Origin of the sequence: Methanobrevibacter sp. (assembly GCF_050872065.1) — an archaeon.
GTDB lineage: Archaea > Methanobacteriota > Methanobacteria > Methanobacteriales > Methanobacteriaceae > Methanocatella.
Genome location: NZ_JBNMGD010000019.1, coordinates 1 through 25,431 on the forward strand (window position 1 = coordinate 1; position 25,431 = coordinate 25,431).

At 29.6% G+C, this 25,431-nt stretch carries 28 protein-coding genes; 15 read left to right on the plus strand and 13 right to left on the minus strand.

Going from position 1 to position 25,431, the window contains the following annotated elements:
- Positions 1 to 75: 75 nt before the first annotated feature.
- Complete coding sequence (gene mch / locus ACR0P1_RS04010) at positions 76 to 1,047, minus strand: methenyltetrahydromethanopterin cyclohydrolase (protein ID WP_432645121.1); 972 nt, start codon at positions 1,045 to 1,047, stop codon at positions 76 to 78.
- A gap of 244 nt (positions 1,048 to 1,291) precedes the next feature.
- Between mch and ACR0P1_RS04015 the strand changes: the two genes are divergently transcribed.
- Positions 1,292 to 2,095: an SDR family NAD(P)-dependent oxidoreductase gene (locus ACR0P1_RS04015; protein ID WP_432645122.1), complete on the plus strand. Its 804-nt coding sequence runs from the start codon at positions 1,292 to 1,294 to the stop codon at positions 2,093 to 2,095.
- Positions 2,096 to 2,666: 571 nt separating this feature from the next.
- Here the strand turns inward: ACR0P1_RS04015 and ACR0P1_RS04020 are convergent.
- Complete coding sequence (locus tag ACR0P1_RS04020; RefSeq protein WP_432645123.1) at positions 2,667 to 4,223, minus strand: chloride channel protein; 1,557 nt, start codon at positions 4,221 to 4,223, stop codon at positions 2,667 to 2,669.
- A gap of 281 nt (positions 4,224 to 4,504) precedes the next feature.
- Here ACR0P1_RS04020 and ACR0P1_RS04025 point away from each other — a divergent pair, with 281 nt between their 5' ends.
- The 6 genes from ACR0P1_RS04025 (at position 4,505) to ACR0P1_RS04050 (ending at position 9,764) form a co-directional block, all read left to right on the plus strand.
- Entirely contained in the window at positions 4,505 to 5,392 is an 888-nt protein-coding gene (locus ACR0P1_RS04025; protein WP_432645124.1) for a PhoU domain-containing protein, read from the plus strand.
- A 273-nt stretch (positions 5,393 to 5,665) separates the two neighbouring features.
- A complete protein-coding gene (locus ACR0P1_RS04030) occupies positions 5,666 to 6,481 on the plus strand; it encodes a phosphate ABC transporter substrate-binding protein (RefSeq protein WP_432645125.1) in 816 nt (271 codons plus the stop codon).
- A 47-nt stretch (positions 6,482 to 6,528) separates the two neighbouring features.
- On the plus strand, positions 6,529 to 7,377 hold the full coding sequence (gene pstC / locus ACR0P1_RS04035; protein WP_432645148.1) for a phosphate ABC transporter permease subunit PstC: 849 nt from the start codon (positions 6,529 to 6,531) through the stop codon (positions 7,375 to 7,377).
- Complete coding sequence (gene pstA, locus ACR0P1_RS04040) at positions 7,374 to 8,225, plus strand: phosphate ABC transporter permease PstA (protein WP_432645126.1); 852 nt, start codon at positions 7,374 to 7,376, stop codon at positions 8,223 to 8,225. Before pstC ends, pstA begins: the two co-directional genes overlap by 4 nt.
- 70 nt (positions 8,226 to 8,295) lie before the next feature.
- Complete coding sequence (gene pstB, locus ACR0P1_RS04045; protein ID WP_432645127.1) at positions 8,296 to 9,048, plus strand: phosphate ABC transporter ATP-binding protein PstB; 753 nt, start codon at positions 8,296 to 8,298, stop codon at positions 9,046 to 9,048.
- Positions 9,049 to 9,092: 44 nt separating this feature from the next.
- A complete protein-coding gene (locus tag ACR0P1_RS04050; protein ID WP_432645128.1) occupies positions 9,093 to 9,764 on the plus strand; it encodes a phosphate signaling complex PhoU family protein in 672 nt (223 codons plus the stop codon).
- A 57-nt stretch (positions 9,765 to 9,821) separates the two neighbouring features.
- Here the strand turns inward: ACR0P1_RS04050 and ACR0P1_RS04055 are convergent, their stop codons facing one another.
- From ACR0P1_RS04055 to ACR0P1_RS04070, 4 genes are all read right to left on the minus strand, one after another.
- Positions 9,822 to 10,139: a transcription factor S gene (locus tag ACR0P1_RS04055; RefSeq protein WP_432645129.1), complete on the minus strand. Its 318-nt coding sequence runs from the start codon at positions 10,137 to 10,139 to the stop codon at positions 9,822 to 9,824.
- A gap of 90 nt (positions 10,140 to 10,229) precedes the next feature.
- Positions 10,230 to 10,550, minus strand: a complete 321-nt coding sequence (locus tag ACR0P1_RS04060) for a DUF2149 domain-containing protein (protein WP_432645130.1) — start codon at positions 10,548 to 10,550, stop codon at positions 10,230 to 10,232.
- A 7-nt stretch (positions 10,551 to 10,557) separates the two neighbouring features.
- Positions 10,558 to 11,202, minus strand: coding sequence for a MotA/TolQ/ExbB proton channel family protein (locus tag ACR0P1_RS04065; RefSeq protein ID WP_432645131.1), 645 nt, complete (start codon positions 11,200 to 11,202; stop codon positions 10,558 to 10,560).
- 17 nt (positions 11,203 to 11,219) lie between these two features.
- The gene (locus ACR0P1_RS04070; RefSeq protein WP_432645132.1) at positions 11,220 to 11,930 is read right to left on the minus strand and encodes a DUF2162 domain-containing protein; all 711 of its coding nucleotides are present in this window, start codon (positions 11,928 to 11,930) and stop codon (positions 11,220 to 11,222) included.
- 185 nt (positions 11,931 to 12,115) lie between these two features.
- On the opposite strand from ACR0P1_RS04070, the gene ACR0P1_RS04075 reads away from it, so the two are divergent.
- Genes ACR0P1_RS04075 through ACR0P1_RS04085 form a run of 3 tightly spaced genes read left to right on the plus strand, consistent with a single transcriptional unit; the run spans position 12,116 to position 14,892 of the window.
- Entirely contained in the window at positions 12,116 to 13,417 is a 1,302-nt protein-coding gene (locus tag ACR0P1_RS04075; RefSeq protein ID WP_432645133.1) for a phenylacetate--CoA ligase family protein, read from the plus strand.
- An 11-nt stretch (positions 13,418 to 13,428) separates the two neighbouring features.
- Entirely contained in the window at positions 13,429 to 13,860 is a 432-nt protein-coding gene (locus ACR0P1_RS04080; RefSeq protein ID WP_432645134.1) for an acetolactate synthase, read from the plus strand.
- Between the two features lie 39 nt (positions 13,861 to 13,899).
- Entirely contained in the window at positions 13,900 to 14,892 is a 993-nt protein-coding gene (locus ACR0P1_RS04085) for an acyltransferase family protein (protein ID WP_432645135.1), read from the plus strand.
- Positions 14,893 to 14,918: 26 nt separating this feature from the next.
- On the opposite strand, the gene ACR0P1_RS04090 is transcribed toward ACR0P1_RS04085, so the two are convergent.
- On the minus strand, positions 14,919 to 15,902 hold the full coding sequence (locus ACR0P1_RS04090) for a beta-ribofuranosylaminobenzene 5'-phosphate synthase (protein WP_432645136.1): 984 nt from the start codon (positions 15,900 to 15,902) through the stop codon (positions 14,919 to 14,921).
- Between the two features lie 183 nt (positions 15,903 to 16,085).
- Entirely contained in the window at positions 16,086 to 16,592 is a 507-nt protein-coding gene (locus ACR0P1_RS04095; RefSeq protein ID WP_432645137.1) for a ferritin, read from the minus strand.
- 72 nt (positions 16,593 to 16,664) lie between these two features.
- Between ACR0P1_RS04095 and nudC the strand changes: the two genes are divergently transcribed.
- Positions 16,665 to 17,456 (plus strand): NAD(+) diphosphatase, encoded by a 792-nt coding sequence (gene nudC, locus ACR0P1_RS04100; protein WP_432645138.1) that lies wholly within the window; start codon positions 16,665 to 16,667, stop codon positions 17,454 to 17,456.
- Between the two features lie 68 nt (positions 17,457 to 17,524).
- On the opposite strand, the gene ACR0P1_RS04105 is transcribed toward nudC, so the two are convergent.
- Positions 17,525 to 18,703, minus strand: a complete 1,179-nt coding sequence (locus ACR0P1_RS04105; RefSeq protein ID WP_432645139.1) for a MalY/PatB family protein — start codon at positions 18,701 to 18,703, stop codon at positions 17,525 to 17,527.
- Positions 18,672 to 19,190, minus strand: a complete 519-nt coding sequence (locus ACR0P1_RS04110) for a nitroreductase family protein (RefSeq protein WP_432645140.1) — start codon at positions 19,188 to 19,190, stop codon at positions 18,672 to 18,674. The genes ACR0P1_RS04105 and ACR0P1_RS04110 overlap by 32 nt, the downstream gene beginning before the upstream one ends.
- Before the next feature lie 55 nt (positions 19,191 to 19,245).
- On the opposite strand from ACR0P1_RS04110, the gene ACR0P1_RS04115 reads away from it, so the two are divergent.
- Complete coding sequence (locus ACR0P1_RS04115) at positions 19,246 to 19,731, plus strand: DUF308 domain-containing protein (protein WP_432645141.1); 486 nt, start codon at positions 19,246 to 19,248, stop codon at positions 19,729 to 19,731.
- A gap of 216 nt (positions 19,732 to 19,947) precedes the next feature.
- A complete protein-coding gene (locus ACR0P1_RS04120) occupies positions 19,948 to 20,820 on the plus strand; it encodes a zinc-ribbon domain-containing protein (RefSeq protein ID WP_432645142.1) in 873 nt (290 codons plus the stop codon).
- Between the two features lie 21 nt (positions 20,821 to 20,841).
- Here the strand turns inward: ACR0P1_RS04120 and ACR0P1_RS04125 are convergent, their stop codons facing one another.
- The 3 genes from ACR0P1_RS04125 to ACR0P1_RS04135 all read right to left on the minus strand — a co-directional run bounded on the left by ACR0P1_RS04125 (position 20,842) and on the right by ACR0P1_RS04135 (position 23,372).
- Positions 20,842 to 21,798 carry a PLP-dependent cysteine synthase family protein gene (locus ACR0P1_RS04125; RefSeq protein ID WP_432645143.1) on the minus strand — a complete coding sequence of 319 codons (957 nt, stop codon included), beginning with the start codon at positions 21,796 to 21,798 and terminating at the stop codon, positions 20,842 to 20,844.
- 61 nt (positions 21,799 to 21,859) lie between these two features.
- On the minus strand, positions 21,860 to 22,438 hold the full coding sequence (locus ACR0P1_RS04130) for a zinc-ribbon domain-containing protein (RefSeq protein WP_432645144.1): 579 nt from the start codon (positions 22,436 to 22,438) through the stop codon (positions 21,860 to 21,862).
- A 76-nt stretch (positions 22,439 to 22,514) separates the two neighbouring features.
- Positions 22,515 to 23,372, minus strand: a complete 858-nt coding sequence (locus tag ACR0P1_RS04135; protein WP_432645145.1) for a DUF1002 domain-containing protein — start codon at positions 23,370 to 23,372, stop codon at positions 22,515 to 22,517.
- 249 nt (positions 23,373 to 23,621) lie between these two features.
- On the opposite strand from ACR0P1_RS04135, the gene ACR0P1_RS04140 reads away from it, so the two are divergent.
- Together ACR0P1_RS04140 and ACR0P1_RS04145 are read left to right on the plus strand one after the other, a co-directional pair.
- Positions 23,622 to 24,017 (plus strand): hypothetical protein, encoded by a 396-nt coding sequence (locus ACR0P1_RS04140; protein WP_432645146.1) that lies wholly within the window; start codon positions 23,622 to 23,624, stop codon positions 24,015 to 24,017.
- Between the two features lie 161 nt (positions 24,018 to 24,178).
- A complete protein-coding gene (locus ACR0P1_RS04145; RefSeq protein WP_432645147.1) occupies positions 24,179 to 24,436 on the plus strand; it encodes a hypothetical protein in 258 nt (85 codons plus the stop codon).
- The last annotated feature ends 995 nt before the right edge of the window (positions 24,437 to 25,431 follow it).

Consider the following 25,431-nt stretch of genomic DNA (forward strand, 5'->3'; position numbering starts at 1 on the left):
ATACTATTTAAAATTAGTTAAAAAATAAAGTAATAAACTAAAACTCATTAAAAAAAAGAAAAAGGATGAATAAATTTATTCATCTAAACCAAAGGATTTTTTAAGTAAATCTGCGTTAACAAATCCTTCTTTGTAAATTTTACCAGTTGATAAATCATTGATTACAACTTCAGCAGGAGCGAACATTCCTTTATCAATTTTGTAGAAGTCAAATTCAGCTTCTTTAAATACATCAAAGAATGGTTTACCATATCCATCTGCTGCAGAGGAAGGTAATTTAGCTGCAACATCAGCAATATCATCATTTTCATCAGATTCTACATAGTAGTAAGTTCTTCCACCAAATAATACTGCATCGTTAGTTTTACCCATTGCTTTAAGTCCATCCGGGTCAACTGGTGCAATAGGTGCAATACCTGCTGCATGTTTTACTTTAGTTACATCAAATTTGATAGCTTCTAACATTTTGTAGGTTCCGTTTTCAACTACTCTACCAGAAATTTGGATAGATCCAACTAAAGATGAAGTAGGAGCTACGAGTAAGTATACATTTTTAACATCAACTTTACATTCATCAGCAATGTATTGAGCGACTTCTTCACCAGGTAATACATCAGCTTCTAAAGTTAAAATAGCTAAATCCGCTTCGGTATCTTCATAACCGATTTCTTCATAAGTTTCAGCTGGTTTTAATGCAATTGCTCTTGCAGGACCAGAACCAAGTGCAAAGAAATCTCCAACAGATACTGACCAACCTGCTTTTTGAGAACCTAAAGTTGAGATAGAAGGTGAATCAGTTTTAATTTTTACTGAAGGAAGAGCGAATTTTTCAGATAAATCTCCAGGAATGGAAATTCCAACATCTGCAAGTCCACCAAGACAAACTTTAGTATAAAGTTCACCTGCTTTAAAACTTCCATCTACATTCACACCACAATCCAAAACGGTAGCACCATTTGATAAGGTTTCTACAGCGATGTTTAATGCATCTGCTTTTTCAATCATTACATCTACGGTTTTTTTTGCTTCTATGTTTACACTTACCATAGTTTAACCTCTATAAAAATATCAACTTAAATCATTTTAAGTTATCGGATAAGATTTTATTGTTATTATTATTTATATTTGACTAAATGATTTTAACAAATACTCAATTATTCATTAATCACCTGATTTTATGGAGACAATAACCAAAAAAACAAACATTACCCAATCGATTAATTAATATATACCAGATTATAAACAATTATGTAGTGTTTTAATTACACTTTATTTTAAGGAGGAAATGTTCATGGATAGATTAAAAGATAAAGTAGCTATCGTTACTGGTTCTACAAGTGGCATTGGAATCGGCATTGCTAGATTGTTTGCTGAAGAAGGTGCTAAAGTAGTTATTTGTGGACGTGGAGAAGAAAAAGGACAAGCAGTTGTTGATAATATCACAAAAGAAGGAGGAGAAGCTTCTTATCACTTCTTTGATATTACTGACACTGACAGTATTGAAAAATTAATTGATGATACTGCAGAAAAATATGGAAATATTGACATTTTAGTAAACAATGCTGCTAATGTAGCTCTAAAAGACGGAAGTATTAGTGAATTGACTATAGACATGTGGGATGCTATCTTTGAGAGTGATTTACGCGGTACATTCTATGCTACAAAATGTGTAATTCCATACTTACAAAAAAATGAAAATGGTGGATCTATTATAAACATTGGATCAATGGCATCATGTGGTGGGGATTTAGGTTCTACTGCTTATGCATGTGCTAAATCTGGTGTTGACATGCTTACACAATACACCGCACTCCAATATGGTAAAGATAATATTCGTTGTAACTGTGTACGTCCTGGATTAATAGTAACTCCAGAAAATGAAGCAAATGTGCCTGAAGTCTTAAGAAACATTTTCTTAAGTAATATCATGGTAAACCGTTATGGTGGTCCAGAAGATATAGGTCATATGTGCGTATATTTCGCATCTGATGAAAGTGAATATGTTACTGGACAAATAATCAATGTAGATGGTGGTCTTAACTCCCATGTATCCACATCAGCACAATTTAGAGAGTTAAACTCTCGTACATGGTAATTAGTACTTTTTAGTACTAATTTTTTTATTTTAAAAATGATTAAATGAAATAAATCATTTATTGTTTATTTTTTCTTATGTGAAATAAGAACAAAACTCACACCCTTAATACTAAAACCAAACATCAATCGAAGACCAGTTTGTCTTAACTGTTTAGGTTACATGAGTATTCTTGTAACTTTGTTTTCGTTTACAACTTTTTTTTGATTCTGGAGCTTTTTTATCAAAGTTACTGATTTATTAAATTATTCACACCAGTATTATTTGAATCAAAATTAAAATTCTCATTATCCCTATATTACTGTCATCACCATCAATAACCCTTTTAGCAAAAATAACTCCTAATGAAACAACTAATTACAAATAATTTTCTTTGACATAGAAATAATTTTAGTAAATTCACGTATTTTGAAACTTGCCAGTATCTTACTTATCATATACTTACAATAAGCTCTCATGCTATTAATTATATGAATAATGTGCCTGAATAACTACTTTTAGTAGATTCAATTTTTCATTACCTTTTTATCTTCAAATCTGATAACAGTTTTCATTTTAAAAATCAGCTCATTTAACCACCAAATAGTTTTTCAATCTCTTCTCTTACAAATGGATAATCATTAACATCAGTTAAAATATGAACCTGATCACTATATTTAATATTAAATTCTTCAGTTGGAATTATATATTTACCATTACGAATAACAGATACTACAATTGCATTTTTTGGAAATGGAATATCCTTAATTTTAAAATTGATGTAATCGCAATCAAGTGGCACAACATATTCTGATAAAACCTGTTTTGAAGGCTTTTTAACAAATTCTCTGTTTTTCTTTAAAAGTAATCTGTCATATAATGACTCATATATTGGTTCATTTCCTAAAATTGTTGGAACTACATAAGCTATTAAAGATACTATAATCATTGCAACCAAAGATTCCGTGGACCCGCACATTTCAGCTATTAAAACAATCCCCGTTATTGGAGATCTTACCGTTGCTGCAAAAAATCCTGCCATTGAAATAACAATGAATTTATAGATTAGATTATGTTCCATGCCAAATGCTGTAACTACAACAGATCCAAATATTGCTCCAATATATGCTCCCAATACCAAAATTGGCAAGAATATTCCACCAGGTGCTCCTGATGAGAATGAAAATATTGAAAATAAATATTTTAAGACTAAAAGAAAGACTAAAACGCCTAAGGATGGAATAGCTACATCCAAAATATCCATCATAAAATGTCCTCCACCACTAATTTCAGGAATTGTAAGTGCAACAACACCTGAAACGACAAATACTACTACAAATTTAAGTTTAGAGGGAATTTTAAGACGGTTTTCAAAATCACTTAATTTTAACATTCCCACATTATATGTATATCCTATAATACCAATTACAATTCCTAAAACAATGAAAAGCCAGTAATTTTCCAAAGGAATGTTATTTATTGGAAATGCAAGAACAGTAGCTTGGCCAAAAATAGATTTTGAGATAAAATCAGATACAATAGCTGATACCAAAGCTATGAAAATTAATGTTTTGTCGAATCCATGATTTATTTCTTCCATAACAAATAATACCCCAGCTAGTGGCGCATTAAATGCTGCAGTAATACCAACAGCAGAACCAACAAGTATCAACCTCAATTCATCTGTTTTTGATCCTTTAAAAAGATGAGCAACACCTTTTCCAGCCATACCACCAATTTGAACAGATGGACCTTCAGGACCAAGAGATAAACCGCCAAGAGTAGTTATTACTCCTGCAACAATTTTAGAGAACAATATTTTTACCCAATTAGCTTCCATATGTCCTTTTACTTCAGCATAAACCTGAGGTATTCCACTACCTGCAGAATCAACTTCCCATTTAATTATCCAATCAATTAAAAGTCCTAAAATTGCTAAAAAAACAAAAAACAATACAATGTAAAATACATTTGTTTGAATTATAGTTAAATAATTTCTTAAAATATGTTCTGATGTTGAAAGTAAAAAACGATACAAACACACCATCAATCCAGCAAATATACCAACCATTATACCCTGAATAGTCAAACGGAAAATATACTTCGGATTTTCAACTACTGACCTTAATGTTTTCTCAAGATGCTTCATTACTTACTACTTTATTTTAAATCATATAAATTATTTACAGCAATTTTACAATAATATGATATATTTCATTAAGTATATCACTAAAAGCAAATACAATCCTTTAAAGTTTAAAAGTAGTGTTAAGTCTTGTATTTCAACAATGAAAAACACAAACTATAACATAGAATCAAAAAAAAACATTCAATATAATATACAATTATCTTTTATTTATTGCATAATTATTAATATTCAGATATGCTAACTAATTATTATATATACATTATAAACTATGAGGTGCTTTATTGACCAAAAGTAACAAAACTTTAGAAGACATTATAGATATTATTTTTTATGATAAACCGGCGACCCAAGAAGAAATTGCTGAAAAATTAGGCATTAGTCGCAGGTATGTTACCCAGTTACTTAAACCATTAATTGAGAAAGATATTGTAAAAAGATCTTATGTTATTGATTTAAATAAATATGATGAGATTTATAGCTCTTCAAATCCTATTTTTAATTCAAAACAGCACTCTGCTTATTTCTTAATCGAAAACCTGCTAAAAAACATGACTGAACATGTCAAAAAAGAGGTTCAAATGTCTTTTGATGCTATTTTAAATAATGATGCTGAAATTGCAGATCAAGCTTTAGAATTAGATTTTACCACAAATAACATGTTTGAAAAGGTTCGCTCGTCTGTTGAAACTGTTATCAACATAGATCCACATTCCAAGCTTTCCAAAATTCTATTATTCAACGAAGTAGCATACAATCTTGAGCGTATTGGTGATTATTCAGGACATATTGCTAAGTTTGTTATCAATGAAGAACATCCTGTTGACGATGAGCTTTTGAAAATATTAAATAAGATGCACAATTATGCACAAAAGTCCATTTCATATTCAACAGATGCATTCATCAGCAAAAATTTAGAGTTACGTGGGGATTTAATGGATACAGAAGAAAAAATGCATGAAAATCAGGAAAAAGCTTTGAATTTGATTGCAAAACAAATGATTGAAACATCATTTGATAATGTTGAAGAATCAAATTACTATATTTACATATCTCGTGTAATTAAATCATTTGAAAGGATGGGAGACATTTCAGTTGAAATTATAGAACTGGCTGCAGAATTCCATAAGGATATCCCACGACCAACAATTCCCCGTACCTTCAGGGAATAAATCACTATTTTAATCCATTATTATTTATTTTTTTAAGTTATAAACTATTGCCTGAATTATTAATTGCTTTATTCTACTTTAATAAAATTTTTGTGATTTTTTAATCATATTTTGTGAAATACTACTTTTTTAGGTATATTTTTCCTTTAATTTTATTCACTTTATGAGAATAATAATTCCTATTTTAGTAATATTTATATATTCAAAAAATAATCACTTAATTGTGTAATAGGAAATATTCACACATTTTAAAAAAAACAAGGAGTTATTTAAATGAAAACTACGAAAAAAATTACAATAATAATCATTGCAATATTCATTATCGGAGGAATCACGCTTTTCTCAGGTTCTGGAAGCTCTGAAAGAGTTAATATCGTAGGTTCATCATCAGTTCAACCTGTATCTGAAAAACTTGCAGAAACCTATGAAAAAACTCACCCAGATATTAAAATTAATGTTCAAGGAGGAGGTTCCAGTGTAGGCATTAAAAGTGCTCAAGAAGGCCTAGCAGATATTGGAACAAGCTCTAAAGAATTAAAAGATGATGAAAAACAAGGATTGACTGAATATAATATAGGTAACGATGGTATTGTAATAGCAGTTAACAATAAAAATATAGTAAATGATTTATCAAAAGACCAATTGAAAGATATATTCTCAGGAAAAATTACTAATTGGAATCAAGTTGGAGGAACAGATGGAGAAATACATATTATTACTCGTGAAGCAGGTTCCGGTACTTTAGATGCATTTGAAAACCTCATAATGGATGAAAATACAAAGATCAAAAGCAATGCAATCGTGCAAAGTTCAACTGAATCCGTAAAACAGTCTGTAAAACAAGATGAAAATGCCATTGGTTTCGTATCATTTGCTGATATGTCTGATGATGCAAAATCCTTATCTATTGATGGTGTAAATCCTAGCATTGAAACTATTGCAGATGGATCTTATGAATTGCAAAGACCATTTCTCTTCCTTGTAAAAGGAAATCCATCAGGTGAATTAAAAGATTTCATAGAGTGGGTAAATGGTTCTGAAGCTCAAAAAATTCTTAACAATGAAAAAATTATAAAGTCTACAAGTTAATTTCATGAGGTCTAAAATGAAAAAAAAATAATTTATCAGAATTTTTAATAGAAAAAGGATTAACTATTACAGCACTATTCTCCATTTTCATAATTTTAACAATATTGGGATTCATTTTCATTGAGGCATTACCTGCATTCCAAGAATATGGATTTACAAAATTCTTATTCGGTCTAATTTGGTCCCCTAATGATGAAAAATTCGGTGTATTCGCAATGATTGTAGGATCTATATGTGTTACACTGTTTGCATTGATTATTGCAGTTCCTTTGTCAGTTTTATGTTCCATATTTATGGCAGAGGTTGCAAATGAAAAAATCAATGGTTTACTAAATCCAGTCATTCAAACATTATCTGGAGTTCCATCAGTAGTATATGGATTTTTCGGCCTTACAGTTCTTGTTCCACTTACAAGGACCTATTTTGGAGGAAGTGGTTTTAGTATATTCACTGCAGGTATTATCCTTGCAATCATGATTTTACCCACAATTACTTCAGTATCCTTTGATGCTTTATGTACAGTACCACATGAATATAAAGAAGCATCTTTAGGATTAGGTGCAACAAATTGGCAGACAATTCAGCACGTAATATTTCCAACTGCCTTACCCGGCATAGTAACTGCAATCATATTAGGTATGGGCAGAGCTATTGGAGAAACATTAGCCATAATCATGGTTGCAGGTAACGTATCACAAATACCAAGTTCACTATTTTCTCCTGTGAGAACATTAACTTCAAATATAGCTTTAGAGATGAACTATGCAATTGGATTACACCATAATGCATTGTTCGCTACTGCAGTAATATTATTCCTTATTATATTATTGCTACTGGTAATTGCCAATTATATTCAACGCAAATATAAAATAGACATTGAAGGAGGAACTTTATGAATTTTAACTTTATTTCAGCAAAAAAATCTCAAAAAATAATGAATTATGTATTCATATTTTCAGGAGTTCTTACATTATCTATTTTAATTATCATTTTAGGATATATTCTTATTAATGGGCTTCCTGCATTAAATCTTGAATTCATATTTGGACAGACCATTGATTCCGGCAAATCAGGTGGAATTTTTCCAATGATTATCTCAAGTTTATATGTAACCTCCATTTCAACCATTATAGCTACTCCTTTAGGTGTTGGTGCAGCCATATATATTGCAGAATATTCTAAAAATGGAAAATTGACCGAATTGATTCGTTTTGGTGCTAAGACTCTAGCTTCAATTCCTTCAATTATCTTTGGATTATTTGGGATGTCATTTTTTGTGAAATTTTTAGGTTTGAAATGGTCCATTCTCTCAGGAGGATTGGTACTAGCTATTATGGCAATACCAACGATTTTTCAGATTGCAGAAGTCTCATTATCCTCAGTTCCAGATACATATAAAGAAGGAAGCCTAGGTTTGGGTGCTACTAAATGGCAAACAATTTATAGAGTTGTTTTACCTGCTGCACTTCCAGGAATCATTACAGGAGTTATTTTCGGAATGACACGAGCCATATCCGAAGCAGCCGCTGTTATGTATGCTGTAGGTTCATCCACATCAATACCTATATCCATGCTCGATCCGGGTAGGCCATTACCGTTGCATTTATACATCTTAGCAACAGAAGGCATCTCACTGCCAAACGCTTATGGTACTGCTGCAGTTCTTGTAATTATTGTTTTAGTCATGACTTTTCTTACAAATTATTTCGTGAGAAAATATCAGAAAAAAATGATAGGAAAGTAAAAATCAAATAAACAAAAGCATTACTGATTAACATTTATCACATATCAACATTAAAAAAAGAGGTTTACATATGAATAGAATTAAAGTCAATGATTTGAATACTTACTTTGGAGATATACAAATTCTTAAAAATATTAATATCACATTCCCAAAAAATTCCATAACAGCATTGATAGGGCCTTCTGGTTGCGGTAAATCAACTTTCTTAAGATCTATCAATAGAATGAATGATTTAATACCTACCTTCAGCTACGACGGTGATATTTATATTGACGATGAAAGTATCTATAATCCCAATATTGACGTTGTTGAATTAAGAAAAAAAGTGGGCATGGTTTTTCAAAAGCCTAATCCTTTTCCAAAATCAATATATGAAAATGTCGCTTATGGTTTAAGAATACATGGAATCGATGATGAAGATTTCATAAAAGAAAGAGTAACTGAATCCCTCAAGGCGGCAGTTATATGGGATGAAGTTAAGGATAAACTTGATAAATCCGCAATGGGATTATCTGGAGGCCAACAACAAAGGTTATGTATTGCAAGAACCATTGCCAATAATCCTGAAGTTATTTTAATGGATGAACCCTGCTCTGCCTTGGATCCAATTTCAACTCTTAAAATTGAAGACTTGATACATAGACTCAAAGAAGATTATACAATTATTATCGTAACACATAATATGCAACAGGCTTCAAGAGTTTCAGATTACACTTCCGTTTTCTTGAATGGTGAGATTCTAGAAAGTGGGAAAACAGAACAGATATTCATCAATCCAAAAGAGAAAAAAACCGAAGAGTACATTACCGGCCGATTCGGATAAAGGATTAATTGAATTAGAAAAAAATTTAATTTGGAGGACCGAATATGAATAAAGAGTATCCAAGCATTTCATTTAAAAATAGAATTGAAAACATTGCAAAAAATATAGAAGAACTTGGTGATTTAACCATCATATCAAATAACGATACTGTTAGCTTATTAGAATGCTATGATGAAAGCACATATCTTAATATATTAAATAGATCCAATGATGTTGACATTAAAACAATCGACTTAGAAAAAGAATGTATTAGCTTTATGGCTATTGAACAACCAGTAGCTAGGGATTTAATGTTTATTGAATCCAGTCTTAGACTATTAAGTCATATCAAAAGAATTTGTCGCTTATTCATGAAGATTGCAGAATCAATAAAAAATATCCAAAACATTGAAATTCCTGAAATCATAATCATGAAACTGAAGTATATGGGGAACTGTACTCAATACATGATCAAAAAATCCATCTTTGCATTCTTAAATCAGGATACAGAAAAGGCTAAAGAGCTATCAGTTGATGACGATAAAATTGATGAATTGTATGATTCCATTTTAGAACAGTCCACAGACATTATTAAAAATAAGGAATCCATCCAATATTTCCTCAAAGTTATTACAATAGCAAGATATTTCGAACGTATTGCTGATAAAACAGTCAACATTGGTTCAAGGACAATATTCATGCAAACATTTAAGCGTCCTGAAATTGAGTCATCATAAATCGATTAAAATAATTTTATTATTTTAATCTTTTTTTACTCAAAAGCAAATTAATCTTTAATTGGAACTTCTCCAAGTGTTACCACATTTGGCACATCTTATAAAATTAGTTGGAGCTTCATCGGCCGAACGGGTTTGCACTGTCCACCAGTATCCTTTAGTTCCACCACATTTATAGCAAGTTATTTTTGTTGTTGGCAATGCCATATAATTATCTTTTTTAACAATCACTTTGATTTCAGGATTAGTTTCTCCTTTCATATTATATTGTTCTTCTAAATCATCCTTACTTAGAGATTTTTTATAGCCACATGTACATTTAATCTTGCCTTTTTTAGGCATTAACATTGCACCACAATCTGGACAGAATTCCATATACTTAAACACCATTAAAAATTCGTAACTATTAGTTTAGTAAAAGTAGTTTATAAATATTCTTATTAAAAAAGTTTAAATGTGAAAGGATTAACCTTCCACCATAATCAGTTTACCCGTAGATGGATCTTTGTATACTTTACCCATTTCTGTATATCCTTGACCTGAACTGTTTGAAGTGTCAGGTGTTTCATTTAATTTTTGGCCTTGGTCAACTTCAGTAGTGTGTTGTTGCATGCTTTCCTGTATAGATTGATCTGGATCAATCATTGCCTGCATATTCCAGCTTATAATAACAAAAACTAGAAAACCAACAGCAATGACTAACATTGCATCTACAAGGTTTGCTGTTCCAGCCATTGGATCTTCTTCAACTCTTTTTGACCTTCGCCTGCTTTTTTTCCTTGGCATAAAATCACTATATATTCATGAAATCTAAAACTGCATCAATCAAAGCATCTAAATCAGATAAATAACTATCATACCATCCAGATCTAATTTTACCAATAAAATAACATAAAGCACCAGATCCAATACCCACAATAGTTGTATTAAATGCAACAGTCAGAGAAGTTGCAAGAGTATTGATATCCCCTGCACCTAATGCAGCAAGACCTGGACCCATTGGAATTAAAGTACCCATTAAACCTAATGTTGGTCCAATACGTGTAATAATATCCGTTTTTTTTAATGTAGCTAATGTTTTTTCTTCTTCAAATTCAAATAATTTACGAGCCAATGCATCCCTTGAATCATTTCCTAAACGTTCAGATGATGCAAGCTCAATTAAAACTCTTTTTTGAGATTTAGGAATTTTTGCATTGTTAATCACATTTTTCAAATCATCAACAGATTTAGAATCATTGATATCATAAATTAAATCTCTTATTGTTCCAACAGAAACTTTTTTTCTTGAAGTATATTCTGCAATAATTCCTCCTAATGTGATAATAGTAATTATAACAATCACAAGTAAAATAACAAGTACTGGAATTGTTAAACTTTGTGAAATCACATCAAGAGAACCTGTTAAAAACTCCCCACCAGGAATATTAAAAACCATAATTTTCACCTAAAAATCTAATCGAAAATAGTCTTACCTCTTTTAGTTAAAAAGATACCACCAAATAATAAAATAGCAAATGCTAAAATCACCATAAGTATATCTTGAGGAGAACTAATAGTTATAGAACTTAATGTTTTAGTTAATGTAACTGCAATATTTGGAATTACAATAGCTGAAAGCAAGAAATATGTACCAAGTAAAAGCATGAAATTGCCCAAAATAATAGGATAAGGTTTATTGATAAACCTAAGAATAGTATTTGACGCAAAATAAGTTATAATCATTACTAAAACAAGAGCACCAGCAGCATACCAACTTAAATTAAGTGAGCTGACCCCAATAGTTGGTGCAACAATTAACACACTTGCAATTATTGAACCAAAACAACAAGGACAAGGAGCAATAATAGCTAAGGAAGTTGCGGTTGATGTATTTTTGTCATGTATTTTCCATTCTCTTATTGTAAACAGACCAGCAATAATCATGATTGAAGCCATTATAATATAAAAAATTGTATTATAACTGTAAATTGCTTGAACTAATTGTTCCGCAAAGAAAGAAGCAATGTATGAAATAATAATTACTCCTCCTCCATAAGATATGCAGATTATTGCAAATAGTTTTTTATTTAAATGAGCTAATCCTGATGCAAGTCCTATTTTAATCCCAAAAATAAGAACTGCTGCAAAAATACCTAATTGCCGTAAAACACTCATCATATCCATATTAATTTCTCCATAATCAATTTAATTTTAAATAAAATATTAATTTATCCGATATGTAAATAAATAAATATCAATATTACATTTTAACTTCATTATTTAAATAATAATGGTACAAATCAAAATCAGTAAGTTTTAAGGTATTGAAATAATATAATTAATATAATTAAATAAAAATGAGGCAAAATATGTTTTGGAATGAAGAAATTGAAACCATGTCAAGGCCTGATCTTGAAGAATTACAATTAAAAAAACTTCAAGCAACTGTAAAAAGGGCATTTGATAAGATACCTTACTACAATAAAAGATATTCAGAATCTGAAGTTTATCCAGAAGATATAGAAACTTTAAAAGATATTGAAAAACTTCCATTCATAACAAAAGATGATTTAAGAGAAAGTTATCCATTTGGGCTTTTTGCAGTAGATATTAAAGATATTAAAGAATTACACTCCTCTTCAGGTACTACTGGTAAACCTGTAGTTTCAGGATATACTGAGAAAGATTTAGATACATGGGCAGAAACAACAGCACGTGGACTTACTATGATGGGCCTTGGTGAAAATGACATCATCCAAAATACCCATGGATATGGAATGTTTACAGGTGGTTTTGGAGTGCATTACGGATCTCATAAAATCGGTGCAACAATCATTCCTATATCAACCGGTCAAACCAGAAGACAAATTGAAATTATGAGTGATTTTGGTACTACTGGATTAATATTTACCCCATCTTATGGAATACACATTGGAGAAGTTGCTCTTGAAGATGGAATTGATCCAAAAGATTTAGGAATTAAAGCCATTGGATTCGGAGCTGAAATGTGGACAGAAGAAATCAGACAAAAAGTAGAAGAATTATTTGGTGCTAAAGCATACAATATTTATGGATTAACTGAACTTATGGGACCTGGTGTTGGTGTAGAATGTAAAGCACAACAAGGACTACATATTGCAGAAGATATTTACTATCCAGAAATTATCGAACCAAATACAGGTAATGTAATTGGTGGGGATAAACCTGGAGAACTAGTCTTAACTAACCTTGAAAGAGAAGGAATGCCAATTATAAGATTTAGAACAAAAGACTTAACCACAATCACATATGAAAAATGTAGTTGTGGTAGAACTCATGCTAGAATGAGTAGAATTACAGGTAGATCTGATGATATGATTAAAGTAAAAGGAGTAGCTATTTTCCCATCCCAAATTGAAAAAGCATTACTTAAAGTTGGTGATGTAGAGCCTCATTACATGATTATAGTTACAAGACCTGGAACTTTAGATGAAATTGAAGTCAAAGTAGAAGCATCAAAAGATCTTTTCTTTGATGGTGTAAAAGAAATGATGGCAATTAAAAACAAAATTGGTAAATCAATTGAAAATGAAACAGGTATTCGTGTGAAAGTTACATTGGTAGAACCAAAAACATTGCCAAGATTTGAAGGAAAAGCAAAAAGAGTAATTGATAAAAGGAAGTTACACTAAGGAGATTAAACATGAAAATCAAACAATTATCAATTTTTTTAGAGAATAAAATAGGCAGTTTGTCAAAGCCTCTTGAAATACTTTCAAAAGAGGGTATTAATATAAGAGCTATGTGCATGGCAGATACTTCAGAATTCAGTATTTTAAGACTTGTTATAGATAATCCATTAAAAGGAAAAGAAATTTTAGAAGAAAATAATTTCCTCGTTAAGATTACAGAAATCATTGGTGTTGAAATGAATGATACACCAGGCGGTCTTACAACGGTATTACAAGTCATGAAAGATAATAATATAGATTTAGAGTATCTTTATGCATTTACACATGATAAAGTTGGTAAAGCTATTTTATTACTACATGCTGATGATATGGATAAATTAATAGATTCATTACACGAAAATGAAATCGTTATCATACCATCCGATGAAGTTTACAATTTATAGATAATTTTTAATTATCTACTCTTTTTTTACGTGAAATAAATGAATTCAAGTAGAGTAATATTTATAGATTATTTAAAAGTAATTGGTCTTTTATGTATCATATTAGCCCATATTTCAACAGATACAGGCATACTGCAAATTAGAAATTTCGATGTTCCTTTGATGGTGATGATTTCAGGATTCCTTGCAGTTGACTCATTTAAGAGAAACCTTAAACAAAACAAATCATTCTTAAGGTATTTTTGGAAGAGAATTAGTCGTCTATTATTCCCAACATGGATTTTTCTAATTGTATTCTTTTCAATAATGGTGCTTTTTCCAATAAATGGAACTTACCCATACGACAGCACTTTTATAATCAATAGCTTTTTATTACTTGATGGACTACCATATGTCTGGATTATAAGAATATTTCTCATCTGTACATTTGTAACTCCAGTAATATACTATTTCGATAAAATTGAAAATGATTATATTCAATTTTTAATCCTGCTTTTGATTTATATTCTCTATGAAATAGCTGTATTCTTAAAAATAAATGAATTAAATATTATTTTTGAGTTTATATTAGCTTATATCATTCCATATGGAATCATATATTTGCTTGGAATGATTTCTAAAAAAACAAGCCCAAAGACTGATAGAATTATTTCAATGATTTGTCTAATTGCATTTATTGTTTCAGCATATATTATTTATCTGAATACTGGAATGTTTCAACCAACACAAATTATGAAATATCCACCAACAGTATATTACATAAGTTATGCATTATTTGTATCTTTCCTACTGCTCAGTATATTTAAAAAATGTAACTTAAAACCAAACAGATTTATCGAGTTCTGTTCTAAATCTTCCCTCTGGATATATCTATGGCACATACTGTTCATAACAATAATACCAATGATTTTTGGAGAATTAAATTGGGTTTTAAACTATATTATTGTTGTAATATGCTCAATTGGAATAACCTATATTCAAAATAAAATTCTTGACCTGTTCCATGCAGATATAAAAATATTAAGACAATGAAAACTAATAAAAAAAGAAAGGAAATATTATTTTTCAATAACAAATCCATGATTTTGCGCTTTAGTTACGAATACTGTACCATTTTCACCAATTATCTCTTTGGTTTTTTCTACAATAAAATCATTTGATTCATCAAAAACAGTATATAGAACTGGTCCAAATGAGGAAATACCTACACCATATGCACCTGCTTTTTCCATAGCCTGCATAGCTGGCAAATAACTCACATCAAGGGAATGTTCCAATTTATTAAAACCAACTTTTTGAAGTTCACTTATAGCCCATCCAAAGTTTTTAATATCTTTTTCAATCATAAACGGAACAAGATTCATCAGGATTAAGTGAGATACTTGTTCTACTTCTTCTTTTGGAATAGGACAATAAGTTTGGAAAACATCCACTTCATCATCACCTTCCATATGCTTTTCGATTTCTGGAATTGCAATTAGAATTTTCCATTCTTCTGGAAAATCGTATCTTGCAATTAATGTTGCAGGTTTTGCTTTAGAAGCACCTGAAGGTAAGAATAATGGTTTTTCTTCTTTACTATGTCCGCCATCTAAGATAAAGCCTCCTAAATCATGAGTGTATGTCCCAATTCCAGAGGTTCCTCCTCTTCCTACAATGCTACTGAGTACATTACTTTCCACTTCAATACCCATAGTTTCAGTTATTAAATGTGCAGTTGATACAGAAATTTGAGTTCCACTTCCAAATCCGGAATGTGGAGGATAAGTATTGTGAACAATAAATTTGAAACCAGAATCAATTTTAAAGTATTCAACAGTTTTTTTAGCTGCATCAGGAATCTTTTCCTTACATTCTTCAATTGCTTCTTCATCTGTTACATTATCTGCGAATTCAATTTCTATTCCACTTTCAATTTGTTCAACTTCCAAAACAAATTGTGGATCAGCCAATGCCAATCCAATACCACCATCGACTCTTCTATATGACCCGTTCAAGTCAATAAGAGACATATGTATTCTTGAAGGTGCTTTAATTATCATTTTTTCACCAATTTATAAAAATTTATCTTATAAATATATGTAAAGGAAGTTTTATAAATGTTGTTATATCATTTTTAGAAAAACAAGTTGTAAATACTGATATAATCTATTTGACCTTTAATTCTATATTTTCAAAGGAAATATAAATGCATATAAAAAAAATAAGGTTAGACTAGAGTGAATCTAGTCTTCAGATTGAGATGGTGCACGAGCAGCTAATTCTTTGTTTAACTCATACATTAATCTGTTGTCACCATCAGCTAATTTAGCTTTTGCAACTAATTCCATTGCATTTTCCTCTTCTTCAACTTGTTCTTCTACAAACCATTGGAGGAAATTGTTGGTTGCATGGTCTTTTTCTTCAATAGCAATGTTTACTAAATTATTAATAAGACCAGTTACAGTTTTTTCATGTTCTAATACATGTTCAAATGCTGCAAGTGGACTATCCCATTCAGTTTGAGGTGCTTCAATAGCAGTTAAAGTAACAGATGCCCCTCTTCTGATAATATAATCGTAGAATTTCATTCCATGTTCTAATTCTTCATTTGCTTGTACTCTCATCCAGTTAGCAAATCCTGATAAGTCTTCATCTTCAAAATAAGATGCCATGGATAAGTATAAATATCCAGAGTAAACTTCAGCATTTAATTGTTCATTTAATGCTTTTTCCATATTTTCAGATACCATTAATATCACCAACATAATTTTTGTTTGTAATCTAATATAAATTTTAAGTAATTTAAAAACATATTAATTAACATGATTGAAAAATCCCTTTATGAAAATTATCAAATTGACTTTAATGAAACATTTACACCAACTGCCAATGATTATTTATTTATTTTTAATGAAAACAGAGAATTGTTTTTAGATGATAATAAACAATTGGCAAAATCTATTGATAAGTTTAAGGTTAACTTTTGTTTTTATATTGGAACATACAAAAATAAACGAGCATTTGTCATTAATGTTAAAAGTGATACCACATTTTATGAATTGAAAGAAATTTATGAATTCAATCCTGACATTTATCATATTGCTGGAAAAGCCGTTTTGGTAAACGATTGGTACATTTCACATCAGTTCTGCGGAAAGTGCGGAACCAGAACACAAATAGATGAAAAGGACATGATGTTAAAATGTCCAAAATGTGGACAAAACCATTATCCTCGCATTGCTCCTGCAATTATCGTAGCAATTAGAAAAGGTGATGAACTACTCATGGCAAAACACAGCTACCATGAAACAATAAAATATGCACTTATTGCCGGTTTTGTTGAGCCTGGTGAATCAATTGAAGAAGCAGTCAAAAGAGAAGTCCTAGAAGAAGTTGGGATAAAAATAAAAAATTTAAAATATAAAAGAAGTCAATCCTGGCCTTTTCCAAACTCATTAATGCTTGCTTTTACAGCAGAATATGAATCTGGAGATATAACTGTTGACGGGGACGAAATATTAAAAGCAAAATGGTTTAAAAAAGAGGAAATTACAAGATACGAATCAGACATAAGCATATCTGATTGGTTAATTCAGGATTTTTTAAAACACTGATATATACAATGCATACATTGATGGGAAGAAAGTATTTTCTACTTCCCATTAATCACATAAAATATGGATTAACTATTCAAAGATATAATGCCTTCCTTTAATCTCTCTAGTCCCTCTTTTAATATTTTTTTAGGACATGCAATATTCATTCTCAAAAATTCATCCCCATTTTTACCGAAGTCAATACCTGCAGATAAAAACAAACCTTGATTTGCTCTTAAAGACTCAGATATTTCTTTTGATGGAATGTTTAAACTAGAACAGTCAAGCCAGAGTAGATATGTTGCATCACAATCAAGTAACTTGATTATTGGCAATTCCTCTTTTAGATAGTTTCGAACGAATATCTTATTTTCAAATAAGGTTATTTTAAGTTTTTCCAGCCATTCTTCAGAATCATTATAAGCTGCAATTACTGCATTTGTTGCAAACACATTGCATGAATCTGAATTATCAATATGCAATTGCATCTTAATTTTTTCAAATAACTCCTTATTTTTTGTATGAACAATGGAACTTTGAAAACCAGCAATATTAAATGATTTTGATGGAGATAAGCAAGTAATCACTTTTTTATAGTTAGATGAAATTTCAAAAGGATTATATTTAATATCCGGATCTGTCAAATCACAGTGAATCTCATCAGATATTAGAATAACATCATTCTTGCTACATAATTGCCCAATTTTATATAATTCCTCCTTTGACCAGGTTTTACCAATTGGATTATGAGGATTGCAAAGAATCATCATCTTCACTTTTGAAAGTTTTTCATCCAAATCATCAAAATCAATTCTGTATATGCCATTTTCATAAATCAATTCATTTTCTATGACTTTGCGATCATTTTCCTCAATTACATAATAAAATACATGATAAACAGGAGACTGTATCAGTATTTCATCCCCAACATCAGTTAAACATCTTATCATTGAGGATATGGAAGGCATTACTCCAATAGAATACATCATATTCTCTTTTGACATTTCAAAATCATACCTTCTATTCCACCAATTAATATATGATTCAAACAGCTCATCAGGAACAATTGTATAACCATATATCGGATGCTTTGCTCTTTTTAAAATAGATTCACTAATAGTAGGAGCTACTTTAAAATCCATATCTGCTACCCACATAGGCAAATCATCATCAAAACAATCCCATTTTAGACAATTAGTGTCATGCCTATCAATAACAGTTTCAAAATCAAATTTAGTATCTTTCATAGTGGATCCTACTTTCATCAAATTTATCCATGAATTTATTTTCAAATCCATCAGCAGGATATCCCAATGTGATAATGCAGTATGGCTTTAAATCCTCAATATCATGAATTCCGATTATATCTCCTATTTTAGCCATCCTCTCTTCATCAGGTGCAACTCCATTCCAAAGACCACCTAATCCAAGATTTACTGCCTCAAGCAACATGTTTTCGGCTGCTGCACCCATATCCTGTTGCCATACAGTTTTATAGAATGCTCTTTCAATATTTGCAACAAGTACAATCGCAACAGGTGCATCACTCACACGTGGTTTAATTTCACCCAATTTTCTTAATGTTTCTTTGTTTTTAACTACAACAAATTCCCAAGGTTCTGCTCCAAATCTAGAACCTGGCGCCTGCATTCCAGATCTTAGAATCTTTAATATTAGTTCATCATCAATATCCTTATCCTGATATTGGCGGATACTCCTTCTTGTGTTTATAACTTCTTCAAATTCAACCATATTTATAAATAATATTGCAATCATATAAATAATTAATTTAATGGAGGTGAAAAAAATGGAAAGTAACAAATTAGCTGGTATTTTAACTATTATTGTTGGTTTAATATTCATATTATTCCCAATGTTTTCATCAGAACTAATTTCAATAATTGTTGGTTTAAGTTTATTGTTCTTCGGTATTTCAGCAGCATATATGGGGTATACCATGAGAAAAGATGGAGTTTCCTACTCTATAATCCCAATAATACTTGGAATCATATCAATTATTTTAGGAATCGGATTTATATTCTTTATTGATGCTCTTTCATTCTTAATTGGATTCCAATTCTACATTGTTGGAATTATCATGATTGTATTCGGAATAAGTGGATTGATATCAAAATTAGGTAGAATATCTGCATTTACAGCAATACTTGTTTTATTAATGGGTATTGTATCAATCGCACTTGCTATATTTGCTCTTAACCAACCAATATACATTGCAATCATTATTGGTATTGTTTTAATTATTGAAGGAGTATTCTTCCTTTTAAATGATTAACAGTATTTAAATAATGAAACCATCACCATTTATATAATAAGATCAATACTTTGATTATAAAAATCATCAGTTTTTAGTTACTAGTCAACAACACTTTTATAACATTTTCCTCTAAACTACCTCACTTTGAGTCAACATAAAATACCAAAATTAAATCAATTTATTAACAAATATTTTATACAATGCAAATATATAATATAATAAGGAGATAGATAAATGACTCAATATTGTAGAAAATGTGGAAAAGAATTAGAAGATGATGCAGAGTTTTGCGATTCTTGTGGTTTTAATCTTAATGGTAATATTATCCAAAAAACAAACGAAAGCAAACTTCCAGCACCAAAAAATAAAAATGAATTTGCAACAAAACTACCATTGATATTGGCTATTATTGGAATAATCATATCCATTGCTGAAGGTTTAAGTACACCGTTACTAGTAGGATGGGACAGTATTCTAACAGCAATGGCAATCGGTGTGATTGGAGGAGCATTTGGAATTATCTTAATGGAAAAATTCGACGAACCATTAATAGCAGCTGTTGAATTTATTGCAACAGGTGTGTTAATTTATGCATTTATTGGCCGCTTTGGCGAGATATCTACTGTTTTATTCATTATTGCAGCTGTTTTAGCATTATACTTTAAAGGATATTATACAAAAAACAAAAAGCTTTTTGCAATTCCAATTTTAACTGTTGTTTTGTTATTTGTATTATTAATAGCTGGTGGGGCAGTGTATCAGATTAATGCTGAAAATTCAGTGGCAATCGGTAATTTAACCCAAAATATAACAAATGACGGCTATGGATATTATGATGGTTATATAACTGGAGACATTAAAGTAGATTCAAACTTTGATTATTTAAGTGTAAATGTTGATTTTTTAGATAGTAACGGAAAAGTAATTGATTCAACAATTGGATGGAATAGTATAAATCCTGAAAATGGAAAAACATATAAAATTTCTGCTTTGTACTTTGATCAGCAAGCACCTGCAAAAGCAGAAATAAAAGTAGTTGATTCAAGTGATGATACAACACCATTATACACAGAAAATATGACTATTTTAACTTCAAGTGGAGTTTAAATACTTCACTTTTCTTATTTTTTAAATTACTTCAAAATTAATGAGTTTAATTTTATTAGAAATTAAATTAGAATCCCTGTCAATTTCCTCAGATAATTTAGTAGTAATATATTTTTTATTATCATCTGCAAAGACAGTAGCTACTTTAATATTGTCCTTATTAATTAAAACACTTGCAAGGAAATTAGCACCACTGGAAATTCCAATACCTAAACCAAATTCCTTAGCTAATCTTTTAGACATGTTAATTGCATCCAAATCATCAATCAGTACAATATCATCAATTAACTCTTCTTCAATGATTCCAGGAATAAAATCATCACCAATTCCTTCAATCATGTGACTGCCTTCTTCCATACCCATTTTAAGAATAGATAATGTACTAGGTTCCAATGCAAATAATTTAAAATTAGGATTGCTTTCTTTTAATCTTTTACCTATTCCCATGAGTGTTCCGCCAGTACCGATGCCTGAAACAAAAGCATCAACATCACCAATGTCATCCAGGATTTCCTGGCCTGTTTGGTATTGTACTTTTACATTTAATGGATTATCAAATTGTAAAGGACGATATGCATCATTTTCTACTGCAAATTCTTCTGCAAGCTCTAAAGCTTTTTTAAATCCTCCTTCCTCTTTAGATACCAGATGAACATGAGCACCATACATCTCAATCAGGTTTCTTCTCTCAATAGATACCCAATCAGGCATGAAAATATGAACATCATGACCATATAAAGCACCAATTGCACTAAATGAAATACCAGTATTTCCACTTGTAACTTCCACAATCAGCTGTCCTTCCTTTAAATTACCATTTTTTCTTTCTGTTTCAATAATGTTTAATGCTATTCTGTCTTTAATACTTCCAGAATAATTATAAAATTCAAGCTTAGAATATGTGCTTCTTGTCTTTCCTTCATATTCATAATTAATTTTTATCATAGGAGTATTTCCAACTAACTTTCCAAGATTCATAATATTCAATCCAATAAAATATAATATTATAAATTATGTTTTTTAAATTTAAAATACTTTTTTAAATATTTTGCTTTAAAAAGTACCCCAAATATACTCCAAGATAAGATGCAATCGGAAGCAACAAAACAAATAGTATTACTTCAAAGACAAAACTTAAATCAACTGACGGAGCAAAACTTGGATTTGAAGGAGTAACTGGAATGACTGAACTTAATGCTGATAGAATTCCCATCAAAAATGTGAATATCAATCCAATTCCGCATGAAACAACCGCAAAAATACTTCCCAAATACATTGAAAAATTTGGAAGGACATATGACTCATCCCCACATCCGAAGTATCCTACAAAGATTCCTCCGAAGAATACTGAAAACACAACAACTAACAATACATAAGTAACAAGGTCAATTGCACCGTTAGCCATAAAAGATGACCATATTATTGAACCGATGAATAGAAAAACACCAAATATCACAAATGAAGATATAATAACCGGAAATGATACTTTTTCATTAAGTCTGGCGAAAAATCCTTTAGAATTAGTTTTATTTGAAAATTTATAACCACATTCAGTGCAAAATTCAATATCTTCCTCTTTAATTTCATTTCCACATTTAGGACAATACCTACCAATCATTAATAACACCTGTTATTAGTTTAGTATTAAAAAATATAAATAAGCTATTGTTAAAAAAAAAGAAAAAAGTTAGGAATTAAATCCCGTTTACAAGAGATTTAACCCAGTCAAATAAACCATCTAAGGAAAAACCACTAGATGAATTATTTCCTAAAAACTCACTTACCTGATTTTGATAGTAGCTAACATCACCTTGAACGTTTTGTACTTGTTCAATGGAATCAGCTAAATTTTCAATATCAATAGTAGTGATATTAATATTGTTGTTTTCAACATAGTTGTTGATAATATTTACGATTTCACCATGATCTGTAATATTATCACTGGATACCTCTTCTTTGACTTGATCTACCATATTAGATAAAGTATCCGCATTTACACCTGAATTATTCACAATTTCTGCTTGGGTGTAGATTTCATCATTTGCTGCTTCTTTTACAGAATCTGGAATTTCAACATCAGTTACCTCTTCATAAGAGTCCATAATTCCTGCAAGAGCAGATTCACCAGTTGATTGAACAGGACTTGTCACATACACATGACCGGCAGTTATTCCAGCAGATTTTAAAGCTGAAAGATACATATCACCAGTTATAGTGGTGATTTTGGACTTATCAACACTTACCTTTAAATTTCCATTATCATTTAAATCAACAAGAGCAGAGGACAATATTTGATTTGAATTATATGATTTACCTGTAATACCACTTGATATTTGATTTACCTGATCAGCAGTGATTGTTTTTACATCTACACTGTTAATATCCACATTTGCCTGTTTAACAAAAAAATTATCAACAAAAGACTTGTAATTTGAATTTGAATAAGTTGTCTCACCATAAGTTACTACGACATTAGAATCCGCTGCAAATCCAGCTGGAAGTAACATACCAACAAGAATCAATGCCAACAATAGAATTGTAATCCTGCGCATAATTTATCACCTCTTCATAATTCTTATTAAAGATTATCATAAGTACTATTTAAATGTTATAGTAAAAAATTTAAAATATGTTAATTACTATAAGACCTATTAAACATCATCATATCACTGTTAGTATGAAGTTAATAGACTAGTAATATATTCTAGTAGAAATCCATGCAATCTATCCGAATAATGATTAACACTTAATGGAATATAAAAAACTTATATGTATTAGAATAAAACTACAATACTGATAATATGTTAAAAGAATTTGAAAAGATAATAAAAGAAATGGATTCAGAATTAACTAAATTTTCGCAAAGGATAAAATATAGACAAAAATTATCCACTCTAAAAGAAAAACATGAAACTGAAACCAATTTAATTAAGGAAATTATATATGAAATAGATTCTCTGAATTTTTCAATTGAACATTGGAAATTAATACCATTACTTAAAATTAACGATAAGTGTTACCCCGATATAAATAACTTTGACAAAGATTATGAAAATTATATCAAACAAAGATTCAATGATGCATCAAATCTTATTTTAAAGAATATGTATTTAATAATCCTCTTAAATTTGAATTTGAATCATAAAGAAATCAGATTATTCATAGATAAATCATTAAACTTACTTAATTATATTTAACAACTAAAAATGATGTTGAATTAACCTATGATTTACTAATTACCACATTTGATAAATGCATGTCTTTCAAACATGAAAAATATGAGATTAAGTCATTAATTATTAAATATATTAAATTCGAATTTAATAATATTTTCAATATAAAAAATTTAATTGACTTAATGTTTTCAAAAAAGAATGTGTTTAAAAATGATGATTTTGAAGGTATAGAAGATATATGTTGGGTTTGTGCTCAAAAATCAACAGGCAATACAAAAATTGAATTTTTATCATTAGGGCAAAAAATATCTCAAAGATTACAAAACAAGGGATATAAATGGTTTGATGAACTAGGAAAAACTTATGAGAATTTGGCTGAAGAAAGACAAAATCCAATTATACAAATGGAAAATTTAAATTATGCAATAGATTATTTATAAGAAAAGTAAAAATCCTCAAAAAGTTGAAGAAACATCAATAAAACTAAGAAATATACAAAAATTTAAACCTGCAAGTATCTCATTTGAATTTAATGTAGATAATGAAATAGATATAATTTTAACTGAAATATATAAAAAAATTGGATTCAAACAACTTCTTAGAATTTTTAATACATGAAAAAAATAAGTTTTTGATTCCTGAATTAAAAAAAGATGATAAAAATTATAATAATTTTATAGATGTTGCACCTCTTTTAGCAAGGATTCATCAATTAAACAAAAACCACAATATAATTCAAACTTTAAATAGTAATGATAAAAAAGCAAGAATAATGGACAGTAATTATAAACAATATCACTTATCTCTCATATTTCAGAAAGAATTTTTAAATAAAGTGATTAATTATGGATATAATCTTAAAATATTTAATTATGATTCAGTTATTACTTATTTAATTAATTGTCAAAAATTTTTAAATATTCCAAATAGCGATAAACCATTAATATATTATTTTAAACCATTATAAAAGAATATTTCAAACAATTAGAATTATATTTATCAAATAAGGAATATAACTTTGTATTAGTTATAGATTCAATAGTTTCAAAATTAGAACTTTTAATTAGAAAACTTTGTGAAATATATAATATTAACATGCTAAAAACTCATGGAAATGGAACTACCTCCGAAAGATTACTTTTAATGATCCAAAGTTTAAAGAAGTATTGTTAGAAAATGATTATGATTTTTTAAAATTCATTTTATTAAAACCCGAATTGAATTTAAGAAATGAATCTGCTCATGGTTTTGATTTAAAAATCTATACAGTTGATAATACTAATTTATTGTTATTGTGTTTTTTTAGATTATTAAAATATTTTATAATTGATGATGATTATTTTCAAGAATTAAAATTCTTCAAATATCAAAATTTTAACAAAATATCAAATATTAAACAATTTGAAATAAATAAAATTACTTATAACAATAGGAA

Bases quoted from the DNA above. Each gene is read 5' to 3' on its own strand.
- mch (WP_432645121.1), bottom strand. From the start codon at position 1,047: ATGGTAAGTGTAAACATAGAAGCAAAAAAAACCGTAGATGTAATGATT.
- ACR0P1_RS04015 (WP_432645122.1), top strand. From the start codon at position 1,292: ATGGATAGATTAAAAGATAAAGTAGCTATCGTTACTGGTTCTACAAGT.
- ACR0P1_RS04020 (WP_432645123.1), bottom strand. From the start codon at position 4,223: ATGAAGCATCTTGAGAAAACATTAAGGTCAGTAGTTGAAAATCCGAAG.
- ACR0P1_RS04030 (WP_432645125.1), top strand. From the start codon at position 5,666: ATGAAAACTACGAAAAAAATTACAATAATAATCATTGCAATATTCATT.
- pstA (WP_432645126.1), top strand. From the start codon at position 7,374: ATGAATTTTAACTTTATTTCAGCAAAAAAATCTCAAAAAATAATGAAT.
- pstB (WP_432645127.1), top strand. From the start codon at position 8,296: ATGAATAGAATTAAAGTCAATGATTTGAATACTTACTTTGGAGATATA.
- ACR0P1_RS04050 (WP_432645128.1), top strand. From the start codon at position 9,093: ATGAATAAAGAGTATCCAAGCATTTCATTTAAAAATAGAATTGAAAAC.
- ACR0P1_RS04055 (WP_432645129.1), bottom strand. From the start codon at position 10,139: ATGGAATTCTGTCCAGATTGTGGTGCAATGTTAATGCCTAAAAAAGGC.
- ACR0P1_RS04060 (WP_432645130.1), bottom strand. From the start codon at position 10,550: ATGCCAAGGAAAAAAAGCAGGCGAAGGTCAAAAAGAGTTGAAGAAGAT.
- ACR0P1_RS04065 (WP_432645131.1), bottom strand. From the start codon at position 11,202: ATGGTTTTTAATATTCCTGGTGGGGAGTTTTTAACAGGTTCTCTTGAT.
- ACR0P1_RS04070 (WP_432645132.1), bottom strand. From the start codon at position 11,930: ATGGATATGATGAGTGTTTTACGGCAATTAGGTATTTTTGCAGCAGTT.
- ACR0P1_RS04075 (WP_432645133.1), top strand. From the start codon at position 12,116: ATGTTTTGGAATGAAGAAATTGAAACCATGTCAAGGCCTGATCTTGAA.
- ACR0P1_RS04080 (WP_432645134.1), top strand. From the start codon at position 13,429: ATGAAAATCAAACAATTATCAATTTTTTTAGAGAATAAAATAGGCAGT.
- ACR0P1_RS04085 (WP_432645135.1), top strand. From the start codon at position 13,900: ATGAATTCAAGTAGAGTAATATTTATAGATTATTTAAAAGTAATTGGT.
- ACR0P1_RS04090 (WP_432645136.1), bottom strand. From the start codon at position 15,902: ATGATAATTAAAGCACCTTCAAGAATACATATGTCTCTTATTGACTTG.
- ACR0P1_RS04095 (WP_432645137.1), bottom strand. From the start codon at position 16,592: ATGGTATCTGAAAATATGGAAAAAGCATTAAATGAACAATTAAATGCT.
- nudC (WP_432645138.1), top strand. From the start codon at position 16,665: ATGATTGAAAAATCCCTTTATGAAAATTATCAAATTGACTTTAATGAA.
- ACR0P1_RS04105 (WP_432645139.1), bottom strand. From the start codon at position 18,703: ATGAAAGTAGGATCCACTATGAAAGATACTAAATTTGATTTTGAAACT.
- ACR0P1_RS04110 (WP_432645140.1), bottom strand. From the start codon at position 19,190: ATGGTTGAATTTGAAGAAGTTATAAACACAAGAAGGAGTATCCGCCAA.
- ACR0P1_RS04115 (WP_432645141.1), top strand. From the start codon at position 19,246: ATGGAAAGTAACAAATTAGCTGGTATTTTAACTATTATTGTTGGTTTA.
- ACR0P1_RS04120 (WP_432645142.1), top strand. From the start codon at position 19,948: ATGACTCAATATTGTAGAAAATGTGGAAAAGAATTAGAAGATGATGCA.
- ACR0P1_RS04125 (WP_432645143.1), bottom strand. From the start codon at position 21,798: ATGAATCTTGGAAAGTTAGTTGGAAATACTCCTATGATAAAAATTAAT.
- ACR0P1_RS04130 (WP_432645144.1), bottom strand. From the start codon at position 22,438: ATGATTGGTAGGTATTGTCCTAAATGTGGAAATGAAATTAAAGAGGAA.
- ACR0P1_RS04135 (WP_432645145.1), bottom strand. From the start codon at position 23,372: ATGCGCAGGATTACAATTCTATTGTTGGCATTGATTCTTGTTGGTATG.
- ACR0P1_RS04140 (WP_432645146.1), top strand. From the start codon at position 23,622: ATGTTAAAAGAATTTGAAAAGATAATAAAAGAAATGGATTCAGAATTA.
- ACR0P1_RS04145 (WP_432645147.1), top strand. From the start codon at position 24,179: ATGTTTTCAAAAAAGAATGTGTTTAAAAATGATGATTTTGAAGGTATA.